Below are 23,789 nucleotides of genomic sequence, written 5' to 3'. Positions count from 1 at the left end.
AGTCCCCGGATTTGCATCCTGTTTGCCCGGGATGACCTATATAAAGAATGACCGCAGACCCACAGGCACCGCTTATGGTGCTCTGACGTCCTGTGGGAAAAGCTGACGTCATACAAAAGGCATGCACATACGACATGCACAGCTGCACCGCGCCGGACCGTCGAGCAACGTGCACGAGCGCACCGAGTTCGACCGACAACAACAGCCGTGGATCGAGGAGACAAGCTGTGAGCACCGAGAACGAGGGCACCGCGGTACCCCCGGCACCGTCCGCACCCCCCGTGCCGGTCGATGCTCCCGCTGCTTCGGCGCCCCAGGAGCACCCCGCTCCCACCGGAGACGCTCCGACGACTCCCGTCCCGCCGGTGCCCTCGACGGGCTCCGACGCCCAGGAGCAGGACTTGGTGCACGCCGGCCAGACACACGCCCCCGCCTACGCCTCGGCGAGTACCGGAGGCGCTCCCCAGGGGCGGCCCGAGGGGCAGTACCCCCAGGGACATCACCCCCAGGGTCCCGCTCCGGAGAGCGGCTGGCCGCCGCCCCCGCCGGCCACCCCGTCGTACGCGGACGGCGCCGGCGGCGCGGGATCCCACTGGGGCGCCGCCTACCAGCAGCCCGCCCCGAAGCCCCGCAGCGGCCGGGGCGGACTGGTCGCCGCGGTCCTGGTGGCCGCGCTCGCCGCAGGCGGCCTGGGCGGCGGTCTCGGTTACACCCTGGCCAAGGACAACGACAACAACTCCTCGACGACCGTCTCCGCCTCCGACAGCGGCGGCTCCATCAAGCGCGACCCGGGAACGGTCGCGGGCGTGGCCGCCAAGGCGCTGCCGTCCACCGTCACCATCGAGGCGGAGAGCAACAGCGGTGAGGGCGGCACCGGCACCGGCTTCGTCTTCGACACCGAGGGCCACATCGTCACCAACAACCACGTGGTCGCGGACGCCGTCGACGGCGGCAAGCTCACGGCGACCTTCCCCAGCGGCAAGAAGTACAACGCCGAGGTCGTCGGTCACGCCCAGGGCTACGACGTGGCGGTCATCAAGCTCAAGAACGCCCCGGGCGACCTCAAGCCGCTCACCCTGGGCGATTCCGACAAGGTCGCGGTGGGCGACTCCACCATCGCGATCGGCGCCCCCTTCGGCCTGTCCAACACGGTCACCACGGGCATCATCAGCGCCAAGGACCGCCCTGTGGCCTCCAGCGACGGCACCGGCTCCAATGCCTCGTACATGAGCGCCCTGCAGACCGACGCCTCGATCAACCCGGGCAACTCCGGCGGCCCGCTGCTGGACGCGAAGGGCAACGTCATCGGCATCAACTCCGCGATCCAGTCCACCAGCGGCGGCGGCACCAGCCAGTCCGGCTCGATCGGCCTCGGCTTCGCCATCCCGATCAACCAGGCCAAGTACGTCGCCCAGCAGCTGATCAAGACCGGCAAGCCGGTCTACGCGAAGATCGGCGCGTCCGTCTCCCTGGAGGACGGCACGGGCGGCGCCCAGATCACCCAGCAGGGCGCCAGCGGCTCCGACGCGGTCGAGACGGGCGGCCCCGCCGCCAAGGCCGGCCTCAAGCCCGGCGACGTCATCACCAAGCTCGACGACCACGTCATCGACTCCGGCCCCACCCTGATCGGCGAGATCTGGACCCACCAGCCCGGCGACAGGGTAACGATCACCTACGAGCGCGGCGGCAAGACCCACACCGTCGAACTCACCCTCGGCTCCCGCACCGGCGACAGCTGACCACCACCCGCCGACGCCACCCGTTACTCTTGTCCCCGCGCTCCCGGTGACGGCAGCGCGGGGAGGCGTGCCCGAGCGGCCGAAGGGAACGGTCTTGAAAACCGTCGTGGCAGCGATGTCACCGTGGGTTCAAATCCCACCGCCTCCGCGCAGGTGGTAAGCGTTGCAGGTCAGAAGGGGTGCCACTCTCCGGAGCGGCACCCCTTCCGCATGCAGCCTGTCTCACCCTGGCTCGCCCGTATCCCAGCTTTGACCAGTGCGTATGGGCCATCTGTGGGCCAGGGTCAGCCCATACCGCGTCTGTTTGCCGGTCCAAGTTGAGTGTCCACTGCGACCGCAGCGATCAGTTCTGCGATCAACAGAGTCAAGCCCTCCTGCCACTCCAAGATCTCCTCCTGCGGAAGTCCTGACAGGCGAAAACTTTCGAGCGTGCTGCAGACGTGATCACAGTGGCTTAGGACCCTTTGGTAGGTCGTCGAAACCGCCGGGTGCGCCACTGTGGCCAGCGGGGCACCGCGTCGGCCCAGCTGCCGGAGTGCAGCATCAAAGCCTGAGATAGCTTCCGCTACCGCAGAGCTCTCGACATTCCCTGTACGGCAGCTGACGAGTTCACCAAGCTTGCTCTGGACGTCGTTGGCGTCTTGAAGCATGTCGATATAGGTGGTCCGTCGCTCCTGGCGCAGCCAGTGTTCGAACTGATCCTGGGCCTGCTGTCTCGCCTGCTCCTGTATGGCCCGGGCTGATCGCTCGGCGCCTTCGCGGGCCCCTCGTATCGCTGCGTACCCGCCTGCCGCCGAACCGCCTAAGGCTCCTACGAGCCCCACGATTGCGGCTAATAGGGCTGCCCATCCTTGATCCAATACGATCCCTCCCCGAGTTCAGGACAGTAGACGAAGTGGGCTTCATCTGTCGGTGGTTGGCATGCGGCAGAAGCGGGCGGGTTGACCGCTATCCTTCATCGTCAGCCTCAAGGCCTTGCTGGATGAGACGGTTTGAGTGCTCCGAACCGCCCTTTAGAATCTTGGCGTAGAAGCGGTACAGCACGGCAATACTGTGGCCGGCTCGGGCTGCGACCTCCGCAGGATCCACGCCCGACTTGATCCACAGGGAAACGCCCGCGTGCCGTAGGGAGTACGGCACTTCCGCGAGCTTGGTTTTGACCTCACTGGGAGAGAGCACCGCCTTTCGCGCGCGCTCCCAGACACCGCAGTACTCCGTAGACGGCACCCGCCCGCCCCGTGCCGCTCGGAACAGCCGGCCGTCGTCGGCGGTGCCATATCGAGCAATGTGCTCTCGGAGCAGATGCACGAGAACGGGCGGAATGGGCACGGTTCGAGTCGCTCCGCGCTTGCGCCGCTTCAACCCGCGCTTCTCGTACGACGTGCCCTCGTCCGTCCACCCGCCACCTACCTCGGGACGGCTCTCGCCCAGCAGGAGTTCGCCCCATTCCTTCACGGAGTCCGGCGTGTTGGGCGGCAAGGTGCAGTCCGTCTCCGTGAGTGCGACGATTTCACCGGGCCGCATGGCTGCGTAGTAGAGGCACCCGAAGAACGCATGCAGGTGCTCACCGCGCGGCCCGGAGTCGCGGACGGCCCCGAGCAGGGACCGCGCCAGGGCTGGGTCCGGCACATAGCGGAAGTCGATTTCGTCGTCACTCTCGGGGGGCGTCCAGTCCACGCGAGGTAGCGGGTTGGACGCGAGTAGCCCCTTCTCCTCGACTGTGTAGCGCAGCACGTTACTCAGCACCATGCGCTTGCGCCTGGCCGTGTTCTCGGCGGCTTTTCCTCCGTCCAGGCGGAGTGAGAGAGCCTCCAAGGCCGGGCGAAGAAGGGCCGGGTCCTCCAAGTCTTTGACCTTGATGGAGCGAGCGGAGATCCAGTCCAGAGCGGCGCGGATCTCCGCGGGCGGTTCCTCGGCGACGTGTCGCGGCACCCATTCCCCTTCGGGGCCGCGAACGGCGCGGAACGCCCACTGATAGAGGGCGGTGCGCAGTACCGCAGGGCGGGGTGCTCCGCGCCTGCTGGTGACGAGCACGGGCGTCACGACGGCGAGCGACTCCGCGATGCTCGCCCGGTGCTTGGCAGCCGCGCGCGGCCACTTCATGAGCACGTACGTAGTCACGTGCTCGAACCAGGAAGGGGACGTGAGAGCCATCAACTCACGTGCAGGCAGTCCCGTTTCCTCATCGAACTGCTGTTGGTCCCGCAAGGCAGCCATCAACTCCGCCCGCCGGCCGTCCGCTTGCGGCTTGAGCTTGAAGCTTCGGGAGTGCGGACGCTCGCCGACCCGCCACCGCAGTTCCCACGGCTTCGGCCGTCCCGCGCGCTTGCGGATGGACCAGATATCGACGTCGTACGTGAGCATGTCTCTCCAGACAGAACGAGGGGCCCGCGCTCAGCGCGGGCCCCGGTGAAGCGGTCTGATCTACGCGGTGTGCTGCTCGCAGCGCTCCCACCACGCGTCAAGGTCGCTGCGGCGGCAACGGAGTTGTCCGTTCGGGAGCTTGATGAGCTTCGGGGCCTTGCCCCGGGCGCGCATGCGGTAGAACGCGGCGCGGCTCATCTCGATCTCTTCGAGGACTTCACGGAGCTTGAGCTTTTCGGTGCCAGCCAAGGCAAGTACTCCTTCTCAGGGTTCGCGTGTGTCCGAGGTGCGGATTTCTGCGTCACCGCGTCATCTGCGTCATTCAGGGCGCTGACCCGCGGGTTTGAGTGACGCAGGGAGTTTCGGGGTGCGTCACCGGTGACGCAGGCTCCGTCATTGGGTGACGCGGGTGACGCCGGTGACGCCGGTGACGCGGGTGACGCGGGTGACGCGCGGTGACGCAGGCATGGGCCGCCTGCGTCACCGCTCTATCGGCAGGTCACGGGTCGTTTTCCGTCCGTGGGTGACGCAGGTGACGCAGCGTCTCTTTTCTTCGGACAAGGGAGAGGTGGGCGTCTGTTGTAGTGCGCGGCTCAGGGCGTGAAGAAGGAGCCGCTTCGCGGCGCGACCATCGCAGGGCGGCACCGCCGCCGAACAGCAAGAGGAGCACGCCCGCCCGGGGTGCTCCTCTTGCTTGTGCCGACGGTCAGAACGCCGGTTCCTGCTCGTGCGGGGGCGCAGGGGCCGGGGGTCGGGTCATTTCGATGAAGCGGGCCGTCTTGGTGCGACCCCAGTCGATGAGGACGCCCCGGGCCGCAAGGGTGGGCTGAAGGCGTTTGAGGCGGTCTGAGAGCACCTTGCCGGTGGTCGGCCAGCCTTTGGGCAGGGGACGGCAGTCCTCGCCGCTGTAGAGGCCCGTGAGGCAGTGCAGCCACTCGGCAGAGGTCATCCGTTCCTCTGCCCCGGCATCGAGGTCGGCGGCGTACTTCAGCACCGTCTGCGCCAGCAGGTCCCCTTCGATCACGTCGTCGTTGAGGTCGTCCAGAGTTGCCCGGTAGGCGCCCAACGCTCCGAGACCGGTCGCCGTGTCGAGCTGCGCGCACAGGTGCGCGAAGTCGGCCATACGGAGGTCGGTCGGGATGTCCGCCTCTGCCGCGCGGACCTGCACGGTGAGGTCGAGCAGGGACCCGAGGACGATGGGCAGGACCTCTGCGTACTCTGCCCACAGTTCCGCTTCGGTGCGCCGGGTGCGGGGGCGTTCCAGGCGCAGCGGCAGAAGCCGTTCGGCAAGGTCGGGGCGGATGACACCCACGTCGATGCCGGTCAGGAGCAGGGGGCGGCGGTAGCGGGCGCGCACCACGTCGCCGTCGGTGTACAGGGCGCGTTTGACGGTCTCGGCCCCGGTGACGATGCAGCACATGGCGTCGGACAGGTCCGGGGCGAGGTGGGAGAGGTTGTCCAGGGCGGTGACCCATCCGGCGGCCACGGCCGCGATCAGGTTCTCTTCGTCCTTGGGGGCCCGGCGCAGGTCACCGCTCATGCCCTCGATGACCCGCACGAGCATCCGCCCGCCGGTGGACTTGCCGGCGCCCTGTGGGCCGGTGAGGAAAGGGGCGGGGACGGGCACGGACGGTCCGAGGCAGCCGATGAGCCAGGCGATGGCCAGGCATTCGGTTTCCGCGTTGGCGAAGTTGCACAGCCGGAGAAGGAGGTCGATGCCCTTGCCGTCGGTGTCCTTGACCGGCATGGGCAACTCGCCCGTGAGCTGAGTACGCCGCCAGCAGACTTCCTGCGGGTCGGGGGTGCGGATGTCCCAGCCGCTGGGGTGGATGCGGACCGATTGTCCGTCGTCGCGGCCCAGGTCCAGCCAGGTCGCACCGTCGAACCCCGGCGCGACGCGGATGTGCACGGGTTGCACGTCCTGACTCAGCGCGAGTGCTTCGATCAAGTCGAGCGCCTCCTTGAGGGCGGTGCCGTTGAAAACGCCGTGTCCGTCGCGGAAGAGGCCGACCATGAGTTCCTGCCGGTGGCTGCCCGAGGTGCCCTGTGAGCGGATCGGGCGGGCCACGGGGTGGCCGTTCTTCTGCGCGTACACGGTCCCGTCGGCGGTGCGGAAGTACCGGAAGTGGCTTTGTGCGTAGTCGGCGATGACGTCGCGGGCGGGGGTCTTGTCGTCGTCGGACATGGTCACAGTCCCAACGTGGCGCGGGCGTTGGTCCACGCGTCGGTGCAGTGCCGGGGGGATTCGCCCTTGGTCTGCGCGGCGACGAACAGTCGCGTGACGTGGGCGTCGGTGAGGCAGCCGCACCGGCCGTGCGTGGACAGCACGGCGAGGAACGTCCGGTAGACGGTGGCGTGGACCGCGCTGCGCGCCTCGGTGATGCGCTGCACGGCCATGGCGATGCCACGGTCCAGGTAGGCGGGCGTCCGGTGTCGGCACTCCGCATCCCCTGCCTGTGCGGGCACGATGATGGCGGGCGGTGCCTGCCGGGCCGAAGGGAGCTTCTTCACGGCCATCGCGCGCACAGTGTCCGGCAAGTCGACCAAACGGCCGGTGCCAGGCCCGAGGTAGCGGGCGTACGCCATGCTCGACTTGATGTCGACGCCGGGGCGGACCGCGTTGCGGGATGCCATGGCGCCCCGGTAGATCCAGTGCTCACCGCGCGTCGTCGGCACGGTCCGGGTGGCAGGCAGGGCGATACGAGCCCAAGCGATGGCTTCCGCGTCGTCCAGGTCCACCACGGTCAGACCGGCGCCGCCGGGGTGGTAAGCGATGGCGACGGCCCGTCGCCATGCGGTCATCCATGCCGGGGAGGAGAGCACGGCCGGATCGGTGGTGGCAGCGGCCCATCCGTGGCAGGGGGCCGGGCACCGGCAGGGACCCGCCGCCTTCATGTTGGGCCGGTCCCCACAGCTGCTGTCCTTGCAGGAGGGGCAGTTGCCGAACGGCACCTTCCCCGCCCGTAGCGGCAGCGGGGGCACGCCCGCTTCGGCGAGCGCCAGCGCGGTGCGCAGGGCGGGTACTCGCCGGATGTCGGTGGGTTGCGTCATGCTTGGTGACCTCCAACAGGTCTGTTGAGGACTGGTTGGCAAGGGCGGCCCCGTGATCTTTGGCGAGATGAGGGGGGCCGCCCTTGGCGCAGCTAGAAGGGCGGTTCGCTGCTGTAGCCGCCGGGCCCCCACGGGTCGCGGCAGGTGTCGCGGCGGCGCAGCCAGCGGGGTCGGCGGGGCAGGGGAAGCAGGACCCAGCGGCGGGTCTCGTTCCAGCAGCCGCAGGGGTCGACGTCGGTGTCGAGGTACTCGCCGTTCTCGTCGCCATAGTGGGTCGCGATGACGCCGTCACCCCAGCAGTCGGGGCAGCCGGGGCGGGGGGTGTCGGTGAGGACCACCGCCCGCCCTGGACAGTGGGCGACCTGAATTCGCAGTCGCATCATGGGGGTTGTTCTCCCTCTGTCAGCCGTAGAACTTGTTCCGCTTGATGACGGCCTTCCGGATGTTGACCGTGGTCCCTGCGCCGTGGCCGCGCGTGCTGAACACCTGCACGGCGATCCAGCCGCCGAAGATGACGGCGGCGAGGGTGATGAGCTGGGTGACGAACGCGGTCAGTGCGGCGATGAAGGAGGTGAGCAGCAGCAGTCCGCCGCACACGGCGAGGAATCCGACGCCCCCGAGGGCGACGTTGACCGCCGCGCGGGAGACGGGCGCCTTGGCCGCGACGGGTTCGGGCTGGACGGGGTTGATGGCGTAGCCGGTGACGACGCGGCCGTCCGGTAGGACGACGCTCGCCACGGCCGGGATGCTGCCCGGCTGTACGGGCATGAGCGGGGTGGTGTGCGTGGGAGTGATCGGGGCGGGGTGGTGGACTTCCATGGCGGCCACCTCGGGCCCGGGCGGACGGCGGTACACGGTGGGTTCGTTCACGGTGCGTCTCCTCAGTTGCCGAGGGCGGAGAGGGCGCCGGCGGAAGCCTGCACGAGGTTGTGGATGGGCTCGTACGCGCCGGTGCCGGCGGCGAAGAACCCGAACAGGAACAGCACGATGGCCGCGCCGCCTCCGGCGGACTTCGTCTTGACGGCGAGGGCGGAGGCGGCGCCGAAGAGCAGCACAGCGGAGATGTTGAGGATCATCGGGTGCCTTCCGGGCGGGGGGTGTTGGTTCCGGCGCGGTAGATGCGGGCCCAGCGGTTGTAGAGCCAGCGGCCGGTGCGGATGCGCTTGCCGGTGGCGTGGCAGCGGCGGCAGTCCTTGCCGCGCTTCATGCGTCCTTTGCGGTCCGTCTTGAGCGCGTGGCCCATGCCGCGGCAGCGGCGGCAGTTGCCGAACGGCGAGGCCGCACACAGTCCGCCGTAACCGAGCGTGACGGCTATCAGGCAGGCGATAGCAAGGAGAACGGGGGTCATCGGGGGCCCTCCGGGCGGGTTTCCAGGGGTTTTCGCTGGTGGGGTGCTATCCGCTAGATCACAGGTGAACGGGCGAACGAGGTGCTAGCGGGGGTGCTACCGGTAGCACCTTGTCGGGCCTATGCCGCGCCCGGCTTCTCGTTACGCTCCGCAATCGCCTTGAGGAGGTCGGCGCGGGTGATGCCGCGGCGGGTGGTGCGGGTTCCGTCGTCGGTCGTGCCGGCGACGTCGCGGGTGCGGATGCCGTGGGGCTTGAGCGCGCTGGTGACGTTCTCGCCCTTCCAGCCGCCGTAGACGTCCGGGCGGAGTTCGGCGAGGCGGGCGGCGATCCGCTCGTTCCACACCCGCTCTTCCTTCTCCGGGACGACCGCCGCCACGTCGGCGAGCAGGTCGTAGGACGGCCCGGTCACCGTGGCGGCAGCCTCGCCGAGGGCGTAGCCGGACAGGAGTCCGGCTTTCTCGCGGACGGTGCGGGCGCGGGCGGCGATGGCTTCGGCGCCGGGAGCGTCCACGAACGTGCTGGACACGATCCGGGCGTCGGAGCCTTCACCGACGAAGTAGTGCAGGCCCTTGTCACCCCACGCGAACATCGTTGCCCGCACCCCGCGCTTGTAGCTGCTGGTGCCGAGGACCATGTCGTTCTCGGTCTGGCCCATGACCTTCAGGCACCACCGGGCGCCCGCGTTCGCGCTGATCCCGGTGGGCAGGGATTTCGCGTCGGGTCGCTGGGTGGCCAGCAGCAGCACGATTCCGGTGGCCGGGCCGCGCTTGACCAGGTCGGTGGCGATCTCCTCGAACTCCTTGCCGTAGTCGGCGTGCTCGAACAGCACCTGGCACTCATCCACCCCGATCACGATGGGGTGCAGGCCAAGGGACCGCTTGGAAGCCAGTTCGCTGGTCACCTTCGACTCGGGGCAGATGTCCCGGGGCAGGGAGCGGATCACCTTGGTGCGGCGGCGCAGTTCCTCGCGCAGGGCACGGAAGTCGGCCAGCGCGTACTGAAGGGTCTCGTCTTCCTCACCGACGCCGTGCCGGTGGGAGACCTTCTCCCCGACCGGGTCGAGGTCGCCGGTGCCCTTCATGTCGTAGGAGTGGATCTCCGCCCGCGGGTCGAGCGCGGCGATCAGCAGCAGCAGACGCAGAAGGAACGTCTTGCCCATACGCGGGATCGCCCCGATCACCCCGGCGATGAACATCAGGGTGACCTCAACCCAGCGTCCGCGCTGGTCGGTGCCGTAGGGGACGGGCTTGAACAGGTCCACGGTCCCCGACTTCAGCAGCGGCCAGAGCGGCTTGCGCGCGCTCTTGAGGTCCTGGTCACCGACCCACAGCACGAGACGGCCGGTGTGCTCATCCGGGACCGCTTCGGGCCACACACAGCCCAGCGGCCGGCGCAGACCGGAAGCGAGACGGTCACGACGCTCGATCACGTCCGTGACGGTCACCCCGTACGGCAGATCACCTTCCGCGCGCCAGCCGGGCCCGTCCCGGGTGATCGGCGCGGTGAACGCGAACCCGTCCCGCCCCCTGCTCTGCGCCTGGTTGATCGCCGGAATGCCCAGCGCCCCCAGCGCACGCAGCACGATGTCACTGGTGAGCTTCGGCGCGTCGGGCAGTTCCACCGCCTTGTGGACGACCGGCGCGTCCGCCTTCCGACCGGCCGACCCGAGCGCCAGCACGACCATGCCGGCCGACAGGGCTTGCAGCCAGTCGGGGGCGAGCACATAGATGGCCAGCGCCGACCCGAGACCCACGAACATGGCCAGCACGGCCACCAGCGTCCGCAGCCGCACGCGGCCGTCGCGCTGGCGAGAGAGCTTCAGGTACTCGGCCGCGTCCTCGCGGCGCACGGCGGCGAGGCGGACGGGTTCGCCCTCGCGGTCGGCGACCCACCGCATCGTGCCGCTCACGAACCGCGCGGCGCCGGTCGGCGCCTGGAAGGCGAGCCGCGCGGCATACACCGGGGCCCGCAGGGCGTGATACCCGGCGGTGTGGGCGTAGTGGCGGGCCACCCACCCGGACGCGGTCTTCAGCTCGGAGACCGACCGCAGCCACAGCGGGACGACCGCCCGGCGCTTGGCTCCGGCGAGCCGACCGAGGTAGCCGGGACCGGCCGCCTTCAGCGTCGGCGAGTCGACCAACACCGGCGTACTCGGGTCGGCCGACCGGTCGGCGTCCGGTCGGGCGCCGGGGTCGGCCGACTCGGCACGGGCCGACCGGGCGGCGTTCAGGTCGACCACGTCTCCGCCGGAGTCGGCGGCCAGTTCGGCTTCCAGTCGGTTGAAGAGTTCGTTGTCGTCGTCGGGGTGCTTCACTGAATTCGTCCTTCTCTCATGAGGGATGAGGGGCCCGGTCGCTGCTTTGGTCGGTCGTGACCGGGCCCCTGCACGGAAGCGTTCAGGCGGCGCACTGTTCCTCGGGGTAGGCGCAGAGCACGCACATCCCGAGCGACGTCGGGATGCAGTAGCTGTAGGTGATCCGGCAGTTCGGGCAGGTGCGGCGGGCCAGCATCGCCAGCGCGAGCGCACCCCACTTCCGGGACGTCATCGGGCGGACCGGCTTGGCGCGGTCGACGCGGTACAGGTAGGCCACCTGCACCCCCGCCTTCCGGCCGCGGTGCGTGCGCATGATCTGCGCGGCCACCTCTTGCCCGCCGGGGCGCAGCCCACAGGCGCGCAGTTGGCGGCGAGTGGCGTAGCCGTCCGGGGCGAAGTGCCACGGGTAGGTGGGTATCCCGAACCGGGCCCCGGAAGGGTCGTAACACTTGGTGTAGGCCGACATCAGACCGCCACCCCCACGACCGGCGCGTCGGTGCGGGCGCCGGTACGGCCGGAGCGGCGTCCGGCGACGGTGGCGAACAGCCGTCCCAGCCCTGCCCGGCGGGTGCCGGAGCGGGCTTGCTTGGCCGCGTACATCGCCTCATCCGCCCGCCGCAGCAGCCCGGACAGGTCATCGGCGGGGAAGTCCGCGGCGCGTACCCAGCCCAGCGAGACCGTGGTGTGCACGGCGGGGTCGTGGCCGTCGACCGGGCGGGCCAGCACGCCATGCAGCAGGGTCAGCATGTCGGCGGCGGTGCCGTGGGCGTCGATGAGAACGGCGGCGAACTCATCGCCCCCCAGACGCCCGGCGATGCCCAACCGGCCCACGTGGTGGGCGAGCCGGTCCGCAGTCGCCTTCAGCAGCACATCTCCCGCGGCATGCCCGAAGTGGTCGTTGATCTGCTTGAACTTGTCGACGTCGGCGAGGACAACGACCGCCCGCGGGTGCTTCAACAGGGCGTTCGCGCGGCGGGTGAACCCGTCCCGGGTGACCAGCCCCGTCAACGGGTCCCGACGCGCGGTGCTCAGGCAGCGGTGCAGCCACCGCACGTGAACCACCCACCCCGCCAGCAGGGGCAGCACGGCTAACAGGACCGTGGCAAGCGTGCTCACGCCGCCACCCCCTCAGCCTCAGCCGCAACGGCGTCCGCCCGACGCAGGGAGCGAGCCTCCAAGCGTTCGGCGAGCAGGGCGTCACGCACCTGCCGCGCCGACGCCGACCCGCACCGCAGCGCCTTCCGCAGCGCTTCCGCGTTGACCGCGTCGTCCGTCCAGTCGGCCGTCACCGTGCGGGCTTCATTCAGCAGTTCGGCGGCGGTGCGCTGCACCGGAGCGGGCTTGTCCTTGACCGGCCGCTTGCGCGCCGGACGAGGCGCCGCAGGCTTCGGCGGCTCCGGCGCCTGCACAGGCTCAGGCTCCGGGGCGATGTCGGCCGGCGCCGGGGCGGCGGGGGCGAGTTCGCCCATGCGCAGCATCACGCGCTCACGCCGCGGCGTCTTCCTGCGCCAGCCACGGCCGTAACGCTCGTGCAGGTCCGCACGGGCCAGCAGCCGCTCACGCTCACACGCCAGCGCCGCACTGTAGGAGGTGACCTCCCACAGCGTCATGCGCCGCCACAGAGCGAACGTCGACAGCGGCGCCAGCAGCCACCGCGAGAACCGGATCTTCTCCATCCTGCGGCCGGTCGCAGCCCCGATCCGCACGGCGTAGATGTGCGCGCCGATCTCGGAGAACACCACCCACAGCAGCGGCATCGTCCCGTGCGCGACCTTCGCCCACATCCCCTGCCCAGCGGCGACGTTCAGACCGCACGTGACCAGGGTCAGCACCCAGGGCACGAAACGCACCCACGCCAACGCCATATCCATCCGGATCAACAGCAGGTTGGCCACGGTGAACACCGGGATCGCGGTATCGATGCCGACCGGCAGCATCCACGGCTCACCGAACCCCCACCGCGCCGCGGCCAACGACACCGCGTCGAAAGAGGAGATCAGACCGAGCGCGCCGACACCGGCCGCGGCCAGCGCACCGACTCCGGCGAGACCCATTTCCGGGCGGGTCAGTGGCGGCACCGCCGCGCTTTCCACGGACTGTGACGTCACTGTGCACCCCCCGCCCCGGCGAACGCCGATTCGTCGGCGGGCAAGGTGGCGTACGCGGTCAGCTCGATGTCCGCACCCCCGTACACGCCGCATCCCTTCAGGACCGCAGTGCGGCCATCGCTCTGGGTGTGGAAGTCGACCGTGGCGGGCTCGATGCGCAGCGCACAGCGCCAGGACTCGAACGCGGCGAAGCTGTCGCACGACGACTCGTGCAGCGACAGACGCAGCACCTGCGGGTACAGGGGCGAGACGTCCACGTTCGGCGCGGTCAAGTGCGGAAAGTCGACCGCAAGCAGGCGCAGCACCCGCAGTGGGACGGACAGGCCGTCAAGGGCCAGACCCTCGGTCATGCCGCACCACCGGGAAGGCTCGCACCGGCCGTCTGGTTGATCACGGCGACGCGGGCGGCCAGCGCCCGGCGGCGGGCCCGGCGGATGCGCCGCTCGTCAAACTCGTTCGGGACCCGGTCAAGGGTCATGATCTGTGCGTCCAACAGGTCGATGTCCGCAAGGATCACGGGCATCTCCCGCTCGATCGCGTCCAGCTCAGCGTCCGTCGGCTCCATGAAGTCGGCGAACGCGGTAACAGTGTCCTGAACAGTGACGATGTGGCTCATTGGGTCGTGGTTCCTTTCGCAGGGGAGCGGCCCGAACGCGGCCCCCGGGGTGCCTCCCGGGGGCCGCTCGCCGTTGAAGTCGGTAGATCCGGCTCCCCTCAGCGCTGCTCGTGCGAGACGAGCAGCGGAGGCAACCGGCCGCAGCGAAACGCCGCGAGGGTCAAAGCGCGATCACCGCGCGGTCCGTCTTTTCGACTCGGGGAGACGGGGCCCACCTATGCAGTTCTCAAGCAACCCCCAGCGCGGGCCCCTAGTTGTGGCGAGCCATCCCGAACCGGAACCACTCCTCACGGAGAGGAGCGGCGTTGCATCTACAGACTGGACCGGTGGACCGGTCCAGTCAACCGGTGAAAATGCAGTTGGAGGGCGACGGGGAGTGTTTGCCCAGGTCAAGCGACATGACGAAGCATCAAAAAAATTGGACCGGCGGACCGGTCCAGCTAGGTTCGGGCGGCTTCGCTACATGGCGTAGGTGTCCACCTGCTCGAAAAGCGAGGACGGTGTAACTCCTTCCTCGCAGACCAATGGACGACCCTCCTCGTCGTAGGCCGTGTGGAGGAGCACGGCGACGGCAGTGCCCGGCGCTACCTGCAAGCGGTCAGCCTCCGTGTCCGTCGCGAGGCGGACTGTGGTGATGTCCACTCCCTCGACCGGAAATCGACCGGTCTGCCGGCGCACGTAGCGTGTCGTGCCCTCGGCGATGGGGGCAGTGTCGGCGAGGCGAGGTGATGCCTCCGCGATCTCTGGGGGGAACCACGCCTCCACGCAGCTATTCGGGGTTCCGTCAGGGAGTTGGAGGACGCGGACGCGTCTCAGTGCCAGCACTCCGGAGGAGATTCCAAGCGCATTGGCGACGCGGGTAGGAGGTTCCGCCCAGTCGGGCGTACCGATCCGCAGGAACGGCATTCCGCCCAAGATGCGGGCCGACCCGGCTCGGCGGGCGCCAGCGGGTCGGGCTACGGGTGTCTCCGTGACGACGAAACCGGTGCCCTGCTTGGCCACCACCACGCCGTCGTTGCGAAGCACGTCCACGGCCTTGATGGCGGTGGCCCGTGACACGCCCCACTGCTCGGCCAGGTCGCGGCCGGACGGGATGGTGGCACCAGGGGCGTACTCGCCAGCGGCGATACGAGCGCGCAGTGACTCAGCGATCTCTTCGTACTTCAGAACGGCCATGGCTTCCCCTACTCCGCGCGCTGGACTGGTCCACCGGTACACAGGATACTTTGACTATGTCGAATCTCGAATTGGCTCCCTCCGTGATGCGGTTCTACGGCGAGACAGTGAACGAGGACAGCCGTCTGCGCAACTCGGCGGACGGACGTATGGAGTTGCTCAGGACACAGGAGCTTCTCCGACGCTTCTTGCCCTCCGCGCCGGCGCGCGTGCTCGACGTGGGAGGGGGCACCGGGATTCACGCTGAATGGCTTGTGAAGGACGGTTACGACGTCACGCTCGTGGACCCCGTTCCCCGTCATGTCGAGAGCGCTGCGGCCGTGTGCTCGGCGATCGTGGGAGACGCTCGCGATCTGCGTGAGCCGGACGACAGCTTCGACGTTGTGCAGCTCCTTGGCCCGCTGTACCACCTTCCCGACCCTGACGATCGGCGCAGGGCGCTGGCGGAAGCCCGCCGCGTGGTGAAGCCAGGCGGATTGGTTGCCGCGGCTGCAATCAACCGTTACGCGTCGCTCTTTGAGCACGTCACATACGCTCACCTGCACAAAGAACGGATTCGCGACTCCGTGTCCAAAATCCTTGAGACGGCCGTCTATGACGGCGTACGAGGGTTCACCTTGTCCTACTTCCACCGTGCTGAAGAGCTTGTGGCGGAGTTGGCGGCCTCCGGGTTGACGGGCGTGCAGGTCTTCGGGATCGAGGGGCCCGCATGGTCGCTCGTGAAGGCGGCCGAGCAACAGCCGGGCGAGGGTCCCACGGACGAGCTGATTGCCTCCGCCATGGAGGCGGCGCGCATGGCAGAGCCGTACCCGGAGTTGCTCGCTGCCAGCTCGCACCTACTGGCCGTGGGCAGGGCGCCAGCTCGCATCAACGGCTGACATCAATGGTGGTGAGCACCGCGCGGCCGGGTGCAATGCTTTGGCCCTTCGCGAACTTGAAGACCTTCAGCCAGCGTCCTCAACTCTCCTTCTCCACCATCCGGCCCAGACGAGGTGGTTGGGTAGCACGGTATATTCATCGATGTGTGCAAATCTGAGTTGGGAGGCTGTAAGCCCCTTCGTCCCGGACAGGTCAGCGCCACTGAGTTCTGTCCAAAAGAATTGGGCTCCGGTCAGTGTCGCACCTGGCAGTCGAGCACCCGTCAAATCAGCAAACTGGAGCAACGCGTTGGATAGATCAGCCCTTTGTAGCCTCGCCTCATGTAGGACGGCATGCCGCAAGTCAGCACCTACTAGTTCTGCTCTCCTGAGTCGGGCTTCAGTTAGGTCTGCCCAAGTAAGTCGCGCTTTGCGGATCACTGAATAATGCAACTGCGTCTGACGTAGTGTGGCATTCCGCAGTCGCGCTCCACTTAGATGTGCTCGTTGCAGCAATGCCCCAGACATATCTACTCGTTGTAGGTGTGCGCCCTCGAACGCGGCGTCGCTGAGATCGAGTAATTGCAGGTTCAGGGTTTTGCGGCGAGGTTTGCGGTGCTTTGCCAAGACATTAAGAGCTGCCTGCACGTCTGAGGGCATCTTCAATCTTGACTGGCCAGCCTTTATGGGCTCAGGATGTGGCACAGAGCGTTTGGTGTTTTTGGTCCGGCTGGAGACAAAGTCGCAGAGGACTTCGGTGACGTTGCCCCGATGGGCTCGTGAGTCGGACCACACTTGTTCCAGTGCATGAATTGCGCCGATCCGAAGGTAGAGCTCATCTACTTCTAGCCGCTCTAGGGCCTTTGTAAACCGCTCCGTGAACTGCCCTTGACGCGACAAGAGATAGGTGAGAGCAGTTAGTGCGAGAGCAAATACGGCTCCTGTGGCCGTTGCCGCTTGTACCAGCATCAACCGCCATTGCCCTGTGGCTGTGGCTTTCTCGCCCGCATCCATTTTGTTCCAGAGATCTTTGTCGACTGGTGTCCGGTCAAAGGCGGATGACGTAAATATCACCGCGATTACCACTATTGCGATGATCGCACCTATGGCGCTCAGAATGATTGCCCACCGTCGTGCTACTGGCGCGGATATAAGTCCTCGGGAGCTTGGCATGGGAACATTGGACCATGTGGCGGAGGTGTGGGCAATTTGGCGTTCTCAGCGGCAGCTGATGGTCGAGCAGTTGAGTAATCGTCGGGACGGTTCAAGTTGCGGGTATTCCTTTGTTCCTCCATCATTGCTGTAGGTATCCGCTCCGGGAGGTGTCGGTGTGACAGGACCCTGGCCTGCAGCGCCGCCTGTGCCACCCGCGCTCAGGGGACTTCACCAGCGCGCGGCAGAAAATGGTTGGAGTTGGAATGGGACTAGATCCACTAGTCGCTTCCGAATGTTGTGCTCTTGCAGGGGCCACTGGAGTTACGCCTATGCCACTTGGTCCGTGGAGACGGCCCGGAAGCATGATCGGTATCTGAGGCGGCAATATCCGGGGTGCTGGAAATAGGATTAGGAGGACCACTGTGGCTCAGTTCGAGAACGTGCTACGCCTAGTTCTCCCTTCTGCGTCTGTTACTGAACTCGATTTTGAAGTGCTCGTGGAACGAATGATGGATGCATTGGAGGCCATGGGGCTCAGGGATGTACATGTAAGCGCATTTGGTGGCGAAAGGATGATGGAATTGGCCACGGAGATCTCTGCGCCGAGCATCGAAATCGCCCGGGCCGGATTTATGGGAATCGTAGATCAAGCGATCGTTCAGGTTGTGCACAATGAGCTTGGGCCGATTGAGTTGAGGCACGAAGAAGTGACGGACGGCTGGTTCCCGTACTTGCTGCCGAGCGGCTTTGTGCAACGAGACCCAGTTGGCCTGCCGTCTCCATTCGAAGAGTTGAAACAAGGCCAGCTTGAGGTCTGACATCCGCGCTGCTACCAACAGAATTGTGGTACCTACCGGCAAGTCCCCTGCGCGTAAGCAAGGCGGCCGGGCTCCTGAACTGCGCGAAGCCTGACCTGGGGTAGGAGCTGGGTTGGGCCCTTCGCCGTGACCGTGCCATTGGACGACGCGGCAAGCCTCCGTTCCTTCGAGGTGTCAGCGCGGATCTAGGGAGCCGCGATGCTGGTCGCGCTGGGCCATGTGTGGGCCAGAGGGACCCTCGCGGGAGCCCAAACAGCTCCTGAACAGGGCGTATATGTTGCACGCTTGACGCTCTTGAAAACCGTCGTGGCAGCGATGTCACCGTGGGTTCAAATCCCACCGCCTCCGCGTGATCAGCACTGAGAACGGCCCCTGACCAGTACATACGGTCAGGGGCCGTTGTGCTGCCCGCTGCCCGCTCGTCGCCGTGTCTCCCCGTGGTTTCCCGCTCGATCGGGCACGGCCGGGGCACGCGCGGACGACTGTCTGAGTACATCGGCAACGGACACCGGGGCGGCTGGCTACCGAGTGATCGGAATCTCGTAGACGATCTCGCAGAGAGCGGCGGGCACCACGATGTCCGCGGTCTCCACGGGCTGCCCCTGGTCGCTGTAGTAGGTCCGCCGGATGTGGGTGACCAGTGAGCCCTTCTGGATGCCCAGGAGTGATGCCTCCTCGGCGGTCGCCTGCCTCGGCTCGGGCTGCTCCACGGCGTGGCTGACGGTGATGCCGATCTCCGCCATGCGGTTCACGACGCCCGCACCCGCGTGCGGCCCTCCCTCGGGGAGCACGACGAGCGTGCCGGCGGTGAGGTCGTACGGCTCCCAACTCGTCGACAGCTGCACCGGCCTGCCGTCGGCGAGGAACTCGTACGCGGTGCGGACACACGGATCACCCTCGGCGATGCCGAGACGTGCCGCGATCTCCGCCGGTGCCGGGACCTTCGCCTCGCTCCGGCTCTCCCAGTCGCCTTGCCTGCCCACGGCCCTCATGTCCGCACGGAACGGTGAGCCCTCGGGCTGCTCGCGCGCCGAAGAACGCACCACCCGGACCCGCTGCCGGGGCTCGGCGACGTAGGTACCGGAGCCGGCGCGACCTTCCAACACGCCCTGGGAGATCAGCAGTTCCTGGGCTCGGCGGACCACGTTCTCGCCCACTGCGCACTCCTGGGCGATCTGGGCCCGGGAAGGAAGCCGATCCCCCGGCGTCCACTCGTGCTCCGCGATCCGCCGCCGGAGTTCGTCGGCGATGCGGAGATAGGGCGGCTGCTCAGGCATATGGAAAATCTAGTCCACTAGCTCTAATCTAGTTAACTAGCTTCACTCAAAGTGATCGCCGGTAACCGGAGGAATGCCCTGTGCCTGCTGACGAGGTGAGCGCGGAGGCCATCGCAGCCCGGTTATCGGCCGTCGGGCTCACCACACGTGTGGAGGAGCGCGACGACTGCACAGCCATCGAAGCGGAGGTGCCGGAACCACTCTCCGCCGAGTCATGGCGGGAGGTCCTGGAAGCGGTGGCCGAGGCCGACCGATTCGGACTCCTCGCCACCAGCTCGACCGGCCGCACCCTCTGGGCGGTCGTAGGCAAAGCGGTCCCCACGACGGGCGATGTCGGGGGACCAGGCCATCAGCGATAGGAGCTGACCAGCGTGTTCAATCGTATCCGCCGTACCCTCTCGTGCGTCAGTACGCGGTACCGCCCGAAGGGCCGACACCGCCGCGCCACCACACCCGCACGGCCGTTGGCCGCTTCCCCCGCGTTCGCCTACGGGCCACCGCTGTTCCTGCGCCGGCATCGAGAACACACGAGCCTTCTCATGGGCGAGGAGAGCGCGCTCGTCCGCCCGTACGTGCTGGCCACTGAGGAGCGTGCGCGGCATCGCTCAACGGCTGCCCTGTGCCCTCCCTTTGCTGGGTCCCTGGCTACCTCGGTTTCGGTGGGTGACCGCTGATGCCTCCTCGCCAACCGCCCCACACCACGCCAGTGGAAGCCGACTCCTACCGCTCGATCTCGTGCCGGATCGGCACGCACTACACCTGCGCGGAGTCCTCCCCGGTTACAGCACCGGTCGACGTACCGGTGATCTACGAAGCCTGTGAGTGCCCCTGCCACACGTTTGCCCCTCAGGACGTGCCGGTGGAGGTGACGAGGTGAGAGGACACGTACCCGGTGGAGTCGTGCTCTCCCCCATCGAGATCACCTCGGCCAGCGTGCAGCGCGGCGACGTCATCCAGGTCGGAGGCCAGCACTGCCGAGTGATCGACCTCTTTCAACTGCCCGGCGGAGCCAAGCGACTTGTCTTCGACTCGGGCGAGTTGCTGACCATGCACATCGGCACTCGGCTCGACGCCCTGCGGCTCCGGAGAGTGCGAGGCGGTGATCCAGCCCGTGCCCTCACGCCGCGACACCATCGCCGATGACCTCCGGGACCGGATCTCCACCGGCCGGATCAAACCCGGCGAGCGTCTACCTGCTGAGGCCCACCTCGCCTCGGAGTACAGGGTCAGCACAGCGACGCTGCGGAGTGCTCTCGCCGCGCTCCAGGCGGAAGGCCTCGTCGAAAAGGTCCACGGCAAGGGGAACTTCGTTCGCCGCCCCCTCCACAGGATCACGTACGTCGGAGGAGGCCGCACTGCCGACGGACAGACCGCTGCCCACGCAGCTCTGATCGTCACTGTCCAAACCACCAGTATCCGGGCCTGCGGGCATCTGGCGACCTTGCTGAAGGTGTCGACGAGCAGCCCTTTGACCGAGTTCGTGTGTCTCAACCATGAGGGCGAGAGACCGCACAGCTTGGCTCGCATCTACGTCCCCTGTGACCTGGTGCCGGCCGCCGCGCTCCGCGAGTCGCTCTCGTACGAGGGGGTGATGACGCGGTTGCTGCGGCTCCGCCCGCCGCTGGCTGAAGTCCGGGAGCAGGTCAGCGTTCGACTCCCGACACCCGAGGAGGCATCCACCCTTCGGATCAGCCCTGCCTTGGCGGTCCTCGCCATCACACGCCAGATGGCCGACACCGATGGACGCGTGGTCGAGGCTGCGCTCCTGGTGCTGCCGGGGGACCGCGCCGACGCGGTGTTCACCACTCACTACGTGACCGATGAGAGGACGGCGGAAGAATGACGGCGCCAGACGAACTGCGGCTCCTCCCATGGGCAGGGCCTGACGGCAAGCCCTGCTTTCTCAGCACTGATGACAGTGGCGGTCACATGTCCCGCCTGGCCGACAACATGGAATCGGTCCAACTCGGCAGGGCGACCGAACTTCTGGACCAGGCGTTAGCCATGCTCGCTGACGCCGATACGGAGCCGGACGACCTACGACTTCTGGCGAAGGACCTGACGGGAGCTCTGAGGGACACGCTCCGCTTAGCGGCCAGCCGTGGTCACCGCCTGGCAGCGCCTGACTAGTACCGCTCCTGAATAAGGGGCAGCTCAAGAGGAAAGGACCTCCTGAGCTGCCCCTTATTGGCATCTATGTTTACAAACACCCCATATGGCCTCGGGCGGCCCAGGGGTGGTCCAGCGCAAGTGTCCGATACTGCCGTTTGTGGAACCTCGCCGATCACCAGCTGTCATGCTTGCGGCGTGCTCGAATCGACACTTGCCGCGCATACGGCTCAGTCGTCTGGGTTGCCGGCGGCCGCCGTTGTAGCCGGATGCGCTCTGGTCTTCACCGTGGCTTCGTTCTGGTGGCTCAACGCCCGCCAGGGAAGGCTCAAGTCGTACGAGCCCCACTCGTTCGCCGGAGTAGCCACAGAACAGCTGACGGTCGTACGCCTGCCCCTGGTCTTCTACAACACTGGGCCCAAGCCGATCGTTGTGCAAAATCTTCAGCTTCGGTTCCCCGATGAACTGGATTCGCTCCTCCCCCTACCCTGGCGCAACTCGTGGCCACAGCTGAGGCCAGTGAGTGAAGAACGCGCAGCGATGCCTGCAGTCTTCGCCGTCGACGGTAGGAAGGCCGAGCAACAGTTCATTGAGTTCGGGGCGCCCTTCCCTGGCTTCGTACCTCAGGCCAGGGACTACACGGTCGCGCTGGAAGCCAGGTTGGGCCACCGCAAGGGTTGGCGGCCACTTCTGACCTTCACTCTGCGCATAGGCAACATGATCAGTCCAAGCCAGTACATCGCCTACAGCAACTCACCTCGCTACCTGACCGAGGCGGACCGGGAGAAGGCCAACGCCGCCCTCGAAGCTCTGGCCGCCAAACTCGCTGAACAGCAGTCGCCATGAGGTAGCCGCCCCGGCGTGCAGTCCGGGAGGCCGCCACCTCGACGCTTGTCAACGGTTGGCGAAGGGCACGGTTGCGGTTGATAGAAACACCCACGCACAGAGTAAGCAGGCATCGAATGCACAGACGTTCATGAATTCCTCTCCAGCGAAGAACTTCCAAGTTCTGCTAGAACGCATCAGCCTAACCGCATCCGAGAGAACTGCAGCCCTAAGACGAGCCGAATCGGTTTGCAGAAACCTCAACAATTACCCATTGGTACAGGATTGCTTTGTCACAGGCTCCTTGGCGCGATCCACAGCGATTCAGACGTTTTCAGATGTTGACATCGTCGCCGTTATCAGGAATGAGCCCAATATTTCAGAGGACTCAACTCTCGCGATTAGCACCATCTCAGGCCTCTTGTCGCGCACATATGTCGAAGTCCAAGACTTCGACAGTGCGGTTCGCATCACATTCCCCAGCGAGCTGGGCGTTGATGTAGTACCTGCTCTATCTGCAGGAAACAATTCCTCCGGATTTGCGCTTTATAAGATTCCAATCGAACAGCGAGCCTGGATTGACTATGCACCCGAGGAGCAAAACCAACAGATTGCGCAGCTCACCCGAAAACTCGGCGAGGGATTCAAGCACGCAATCCGCCTAACTAAATGGTGGAGCCGAACACACGGCAGCCCGATCCCATCCTACGAAATCGAATACATTGCAAGCCGCACCGCCAAAAACTGGAAGCATATCCCACCACCTGAGGAGGCGCTCACCGCGTTCTTGGGTGAGGCGACGAAGATCTCCAAGAAATTGGCAGATCGTCGTCAAAGTGTCGTAAGAGAAGCCTCACTGATCGCTCAAGAAGCACTTGAGCTATCTGCGCAGGGCGACACAGTTGGATCCATTACGCGTTGGAGGTGCTTGCTCGGTGAACAATTCCCAGCTGTCGTCTTCTGAGATCATCGGCCTGGCTAATAATCAGCTAGAGAAGGCCGGAGATCTATACAGGAGAAGCAGATTGCTTCAAGTAACGACCTTCCTATTCAGCGTTACCTCCATCTTCATCGCGAATCCATATACTTACATTCCAGCGCTACTCGCCCTCGGTATCCAGATTTATTCGTGGTCAGTGCGGCACAGTGCAGTGAGTCGACACAATGAGGGGGAGGAAGGTCGAACCAGAGGCCTGCTGCTAGACGCATTAGGGTCAGCCGAGGAACGAGTCGACCTAAACAATTGGTTGATTCGGGTCTCACCTCGCCAAGGGGACATTCTCCCGGACCCAGTCCCGCCAGACTATTTCGCAAGCGCGGCGCCTGCCGGAATGCGTCGCCTTTGCGATCACCTCCAGGAGAACGCCTTCTGGAACAAGTTCATGTACAAAGAGGCCGCCGACTATTACGGAAAGATCCTATGGGGATTCGTGGTCGCGGCTATTGCCGCAGTACTTGTAGCGATTCCCCTCGCATCCGACGGACAAAATTTAATCTTGGCTCGCCTAATCGTAGTCGCGCTTGCTTCCGGCGCCGCCTTCACGCAGTGGTCAGAAGTAGCAGCGTGGCGCTCGGCTGAAACCAAGAGTGAGCTACTCGATCGACGCCTGGAGGCGCTTTCGGATTGCACAGACGACGCGCTTAGGTTGGGCCGAATCGGCGCCCTGCTATCGGCCTATGGGGACTACTGCGTAGCTACTTCGGGAGCACCACCCACCCCAACTTGGTTGTACAAGCGGCATGGAGCCCACGTAAACCAGCTGTGGGCTCGAAGGTCAGCCGCATGACAAGCTGCCGGCCCAGGGGCACGAATCCAGAGTCCCTGCAGGTCTGCACCGCTACCGCAGGTCATGACCCTGCAGGGCTGGGACCGGTGGATCAAGTCCACAATTTGTCCAGGTGCCGCGACTTGGACCTCGGTGGATCGCTGTGGGCACTTACTGGCTCTAACAAAAGCGTGTTGATCATGTGACTGTCGGCTTGATCGCTCGTTGATGAGGCATGGGGAAGCGTCAGTCGCGGCCGTGGATC

The 23,789-nt window shown here is 66.4% G+C and carries 26 protein-coding genes and 1 tRNA gene; 9 read left to right on the top strand and 18 right to left on the bottom strand.

Annotation, left to right across the window (positions count from 1 at the left end):
• The first annotated feature begins 227 nt into the window (after positions 1-227).
• Together ACIBK3_RS25285 and ACIBK3_RS25280 are read left to right on the top strand one after the other, a co-directional pair.
• Entirely contained in the window at positions 228-1,739 is a 1,512-nt protein-coding gene (locus tag ACIBK3_RS25285) for a S1C family serine protease (RefSeq protein WP_399369010.1), read from the top strand.
• A 61-nt stretch (positions 1,740-1,800) separates the two neighbouring features.
• Positions 1,801-1,887: transfer RNA gene (locus ACIBK3_RS25280), tRNA-Ser, on the top strand.
• An 800-nt stretch (positions 1,888-2,687) separates the two neighbouring features.
• Here the strand turns inward: ACIBK3_RS25280 and ACIBK3_RS25275 are convergent.
• The 15 genes from ACIBK3_RS25275 to ACIBK3_RS25205 form a co-directional block, all read right to left on the bottom strand.
• Complete coding sequence (locus ACIBK3_RS25275; protein ID WP_399369009.1) at positions 2,688-4,103, bottom strand: tyrosine-type recombinase/integrase; 1,416 nt, start codon at positions 4,101-4,103, stop codon at positions 2,688-2,690.
• Between the two features lie 60 nt (positions 4,104-4,163).
• Positions 4,164-4,352, bottom strand: a complete 189-nt coding sequence (locus ACIBK3_RS25270) for a helix-turn-helix transcriptional regulator (protein ID WP_399369006.1) — start codon at positions 4,350-4,352, stop codon at positions 4,164-4,166.
• Between the two features lie 457 nt (positions 4,353-4,809).
• Positions 4,810-6,288, bottom strand: a complete 1,479-nt coding sequence (locus tag ACIBK3_RS25265) for an ATP-binding protein (RefSeq protein WP_399369004.1) — start codon at positions 6,286-6,288, stop codon at positions 4,810-4,812.
• A gap of 2 nt (positions 6,289-6,290) precedes the next feature.
• Positions 6,291-7,154: a bifunctional DNA primase/polymerase gene (locus ACIBK3_RS25260; RefSeq protein ID WP_399369002.1), complete on the bottom strand. Its 864-nt coding sequence runs from the start codon at positions 7,152-7,154 to the stop codon at positions 6,291-6,293.
• Positions 7,155-7,246: 92 nt separating this feature from the next.
• The gene (locus ACIBK3_RS25255; protein ID WP_399369000.1) at positions 7,247-7,537 is read right to left on the bottom strand and encodes a hypothetical protein; all 291 of its coding nucleotides are present in this window, start codon (positions 7,535-7,537) and stop codon (positions 7,247-7,249) included.
• Between the two features lie 19 nt (positions 7,538-7,556).
• Entirely contained in the window at positions 7,557-8,024 is a 468-nt protein-coding gene (locus ACIBK3_RS25250; RefSeq protein WP_399368999.1) for a hypothetical protein, read from the bottom strand.
• A gap of 11 nt (positions 8,025-8,035) precedes the next feature.
• Positions 8,036-8,230 carry a hypothetical protein gene (locus tag ACIBK3_RS25245; RefSeq protein ID WP_399368997.1) on the bottom strand — a complete coding sequence of 65 codons (195 nt, stop codon included), beginning with the start codon at positions 8,228-8,230 and terminating at the stop codon, positions 8,036-8,038.
• Complete coding sequence (locus ACIBK3_RS25240) at positions 8,227-8,502, bottom strand: hypothetical protein (protein ID WP_399368995.1); 276 nt, start codon at positions 8,500-8,502, stop codon at positions 8,227-8,229. The genes ACIBK3_RS25245 and ACIBK3_RS25240 overlap by 4 nt, the downstream gene beginning before the upstream one ends.
• Before the next feature lie 119 nt (positions 8,503-8,621).
• A complete protein-coding gene (locus tag ACIBK3_RS25235; protein ID WP_399368993.1) occupies positions 8,622-10,817 on the bottom strand; it encodes a cell division protein FtsK in 2,196 nt (731 codons plus the stop codon).
• An 82-nt stretch (positions 10,818-10,899) separates the two neighbouring features.
• Positions 10,900-11,283 carry an RRQRL motif-containing zinc-binding protein gene (locus ACIBK3_RS25230; RefSeq protein WP_399368992.1) on the bottom strand — a complete coding sequence of 128 codons (384 nt, stop codon included), beginning with the start codon at positions 11,281-11,283 and terminating at the stop codon, positions 10,900-10,902.
• Positions 11,283-11,933, bottom strand: coding sequence for a GGDEF domain-containing protein (locus ACIBK3_RS25225; protein WP_399368990.1), 651 nt, complete (start codon positions 11,931-11,933; stop codon positions 11,283-11,285). The genes ACIBK3_RS25230 and ACIBK3_RS25225 overlap by 1 nt, the downstream gene beginning before the upstream one ends.
• Entirely contained in the window at positions 11,930-12,871 is a 942-nt protein-coding gene (locus ACIBK3_RS25220) for a DUF2637 domain-containing protein (protein ID WP_399369968.1), read from the bottom strand. The genes ACIBK3_RS25225 and ACIBK3_RS25220 overlap by 4 nt, the downstream gene beginning before the upstream one ends.
• Before the next feature lie 50 nt (positions 12,872-12,921).
• Complete coding sequence (locus ACIBK3_RS25215) at positions 12,922-13,275, bottom strand: hypothetical protein (RefSeq protein ID WP_399368988.1); 354 nt, start codon at positions 13,273-13,275, stop codon at positions 12,922-12,924.
• Positions 13,272-13,541, bottom strand: coding sequence for a DUF6284 family protein (locus ACIBK3_RS25210; RefSeq protein ID WP_399368986.1), 270 nt, complete (start codon positions 13,539-13,541; stop codon positions 13,272-13,274). The genes ACIBK3_RS25215 and ACIBK3_RS25210 overlap by 4 nt, the downstream gene beginning before the upstream one ends.
• A 459-nt stretch (positions 13,542-14,000) precedes the next feature.
• Positions 14,001-14,717, bottom strand: coding sequence for a GntR family transcriptional regulator (locus tag ACIBK3_RS25205; protein WP_399368984.1), 717 nt, complete (start codon positions 14,715-14,717; stop codon positions 14,001-14,003).
• Positions 14,718-14,773: 56 nt separating this feature from the next.
• Here ACIBK3_RS25205 and ACIBK3_RS25200 point away from each other — a divergent pair, with 56 nt between their 5' ends.
• The gene (locus ACIBK3_RS25200) at positions 14,774-15,595 is read left to right on the top strand and encodes a class I SAM-dependent methyltransferase (protein ID WP_399368982.1); all 822 of its coding nucleotides are present in this window, start codon (positions 14,774-14,776) and stop codon (positions 15,593-15,595) included.
• Between the two features lie 66 nt (positions 15,596-15,661).
• Here the strand turns inward: ACIBK3_RS25200 and ACIBK3_RS25195 are convergent, their stop codons facing one another.
• Positions 15,662-16,234, bottom strand: coding sequence for a pentapeptide repeat-containing protein (locus tag ACIBK3_RS25195; protein ID WP_399369966.1), 573 nt, complete (start codon positions 16,232-16,234; stop codon positions 15,662-15,664).
• Positions 16,235-17,151: 917 nt separating this feature from the next.
• On the opposite strand from ACIBK3_RS25195, the gene ACIBK3_RS25190 reads away from it, so the two are divergent.
• Positions 17,152-17,547 carry a hypothetical protein gene (locus ACIBK3_RS25190; protein ID WP_399368980.1) on the top strand — a complete coding sequence of 132 codons (396 nt, stop codon included), beginning with the start codon at positions 17,152-17,154 and terminating at the stop codon, positions 17,545-17,547.
• A 521-nt stretch (positions 17,548-18,068) separates the two neighbouring features.
• Here the strand turns inward: ACIBK3_RS25190 and ACIBK3_RS25185 are convergent.
• Positions 18,069-18,824 (bottom strand): GntR family transcriptional regulator, encoded by a 756-nt coding sequence (locus ACIBK3_RS25185; protein ID WP_399368978.1) that lies wholly within the window; start codon positions 18,822-18,824, stop codon positions 18,069-18,071.
• 80 nt (positions 18,825-18,904) lie between these two features.
• On the opposite strand from ACIBK3_RS25185, the gene ACIBK3_RS25180 reads away from it, so the two are divergent.
• A complete protein-coding gene (locus ACIBK3_RS25180) occupies positions 18,905-19,183 on the top strand; it encodes a hypothetical protein (protein ID WP_399368976.1) in 279 nt (92 codons plus the stop codon).
• Between the two features lie 487 nt (positions 19,184-19,670).
• On the opposite strand, the gene ACIBK3_RS25175 is transcribed toward ACIBK3_RS25180, so the two are convergent.
• Positions 19,671-19,958 carry a hypothetical protein gene (locus ACIBK3_RS25175; protein WP_399368974.1) on the bottom strand — a complete coding sequence of 96 codons (288 nt, stop codon included), beginning with the start codon at positions 19,956-19,958 and terminating at the stop codon, positions 19,671-19,673.
• Here ACIBK3_RS25175 and ACIBK3_RS25170 point away from each other — a divergent pair.
• From ACIBK3_RS25170 to ACIBK3_RS25155, 4 genes are all read left to right on the top strand, one after another.
• Complete coding sequence (locus ACIBK3_RS25170; RefSeq protein WP_399368972.1) at positions 19,924-20,667, top strand: GntR family transcriptional regulator; 744 nt, start codon at positions 19,924-19,926, stop codon at positions 20,665-20,667. The two genes, ACIBK3_RS25175 and ACIBK3_RS25170, sit on opposite strands and share 35 nt — an antisense overlap.
• Entirely contained in the window at positions 20,664-20,954 is a 291-nt protein-coding gene (locus ACIBK3_RS25165) for a hypothetical protein (RefSeq protein ID WP_399368970.1), read from the top strand. Before ACIBK3_RS25170 ends, ACIBK3_RS25165 begins: the two co-directional genes overlap by 4 nt.
• A gap of 177 nt (positions 20,955-21,131) precedes the next feature.
• Entirely contained in the window at positions 21,132-21,779 is a 648-nt protein-coding gene (locus tag ACIBK3_RS25160) for a hypothetical protein (protein ID WP_399368969.1), read from the top strand.
• 55 nt (positions 21,780-21,834) lie between these two features.
• Entirely contained in the window at positions 21,835-22,722 is an 888-nt protein-coding gene (locus ACIBK3_RS25155) for a nucleotidyltransferase domain-containing protein (RefSeq protein ID WP_399368967.1), read from the top strand.
• Positions 22,723-23,789 lie beyond the last annotated feature (1,067 nt).

It is taken from the genome of Streptomyces sp. NPDC050287, assembly GCF_044459385.1.
In the GTDB taxonomy this organism is placed as follows: domain Bacteria; phylum Actinomycetota; class Actinomycetes; order Streptomycetales; family Streptomycetaceae; genus Streptomyces.
Note: the sequence above shows the minus strand (reverse complement) of the source record. Positions and strands in the feature narration are given on the sequence as shown.

Coding starts and splice junctions, on each gene's coding strand:
- ACIBK3_RS25275 (WP_399369009.1), bottom strand. CDS start 4,103: ATGCTCACGTACGACGTCGATATCTGGTCCATCCGCAAGCGCGCGGGA.
- ACIBK3_RS25265 (WP_399369004.1), bottom strand. CDS start 6,288: ATGTCCGACGACGACAAGACCCCCGCCCGCGACGTCATCGCCGACTAC.
- ACIBK3_RS25260 (WP_399369002.1), bottom strand. CDS start 7,154: ATGACGCAACCCACCGACATCCGGCGAGTACCCGCCCTGCGCACCGCG.
- ACIBK3_RS25255 (WP_399369000.1), bottom strand. CDS start 7,537: ATGATGCGACTGCGAATTCAGGTCGCCCACTGTCCAGGGCGGGCGGTG.
- ACIBK3_RS25245 (WP_399368997.1), bottom strand. CDS start 8,230: ATGATCCTCAACATCTCCGCTGTGCTGCTCTTCGGCGCCGCCTCCGCC.
- ACIBK3_RS25240 (WP_399368995.1), bottom strand. CDS start 8,502: ATGACCCCCGTTCTCCTTGCTATCGCCTGCCTGATAGCCGTCACGCTC.
- ACIBK3_RS25230 (WP_399368992.1), bottom strand. CDS start 11,283: ATGTCGGCCTACACCAAGTGTTACGACCCTTCCGGGGCCCGGTTCGGG.
- ACIBK3_RS25220 (WP_399369968.1), bottom strand. CDS start 12,871: ATGGGTCTCGCCGGAGTCGGTGCGCTGGCCGCGGCCGGTGTCGGCGCG.
- ACIBK3_RS25215 (WP_399368988.1), bottom strand. CDS start 13,275: ATGACCGAGGGTCTGGCCCTTGACGGCCTGTCCGTCCCACTGCGGGTG.
- ACIBK3_RS25210 (WP_399368986.1), bottom strand. CDS start 13,541: ATGAGCCACATCGTCACTGTTCAGGACACTGTTACCGCGTTCGCCGAC.
- ACIBK3_RS25205 (WP_399368984.1), bottom strand. CDS start 14,717: ATGGCCGTTCTGAAGTACGAAGAGATCGCTGAGTCACTGCGCGCTCGT.
- ACIBK3_RS25200 (WP_399368982.1), top strand. CDS start 14,774: ATGTCGAATCTCGAATTGGCTCCCTCCGTGATGCGGTTCTACGGCGAG.
- ACIBK3_RS25195 (WP_399369966.1), bottom strand. CDS start 16,234: ATGCCCTCAGACGTGCAGGCAGCTCTTAATGTCTTGGCAAAGCACCGC.
- ACIBK3_RS25185 (WP_399368978.1), bottom strand. CDS start 18,824: ATGCCTGAGCAGCCGCCCTATCTCCGCATCGCCGACGAACTCCGGCGG.
- ACIBK3_RS25175 (WP_399368974.1), bottom strand. CDS start 19,958: ATGGTGTCGCGGCGTGAGGGCACGGGCTGGATCACCGCCTCGCACTCT.
- ACIBK3_RS25165 (WP_399368970.1), top strand. CDS start 20,664: ATGACGGCGCCAGACGAACTGCGGCTCCTCCCATGGGCAGGGCCTGAC.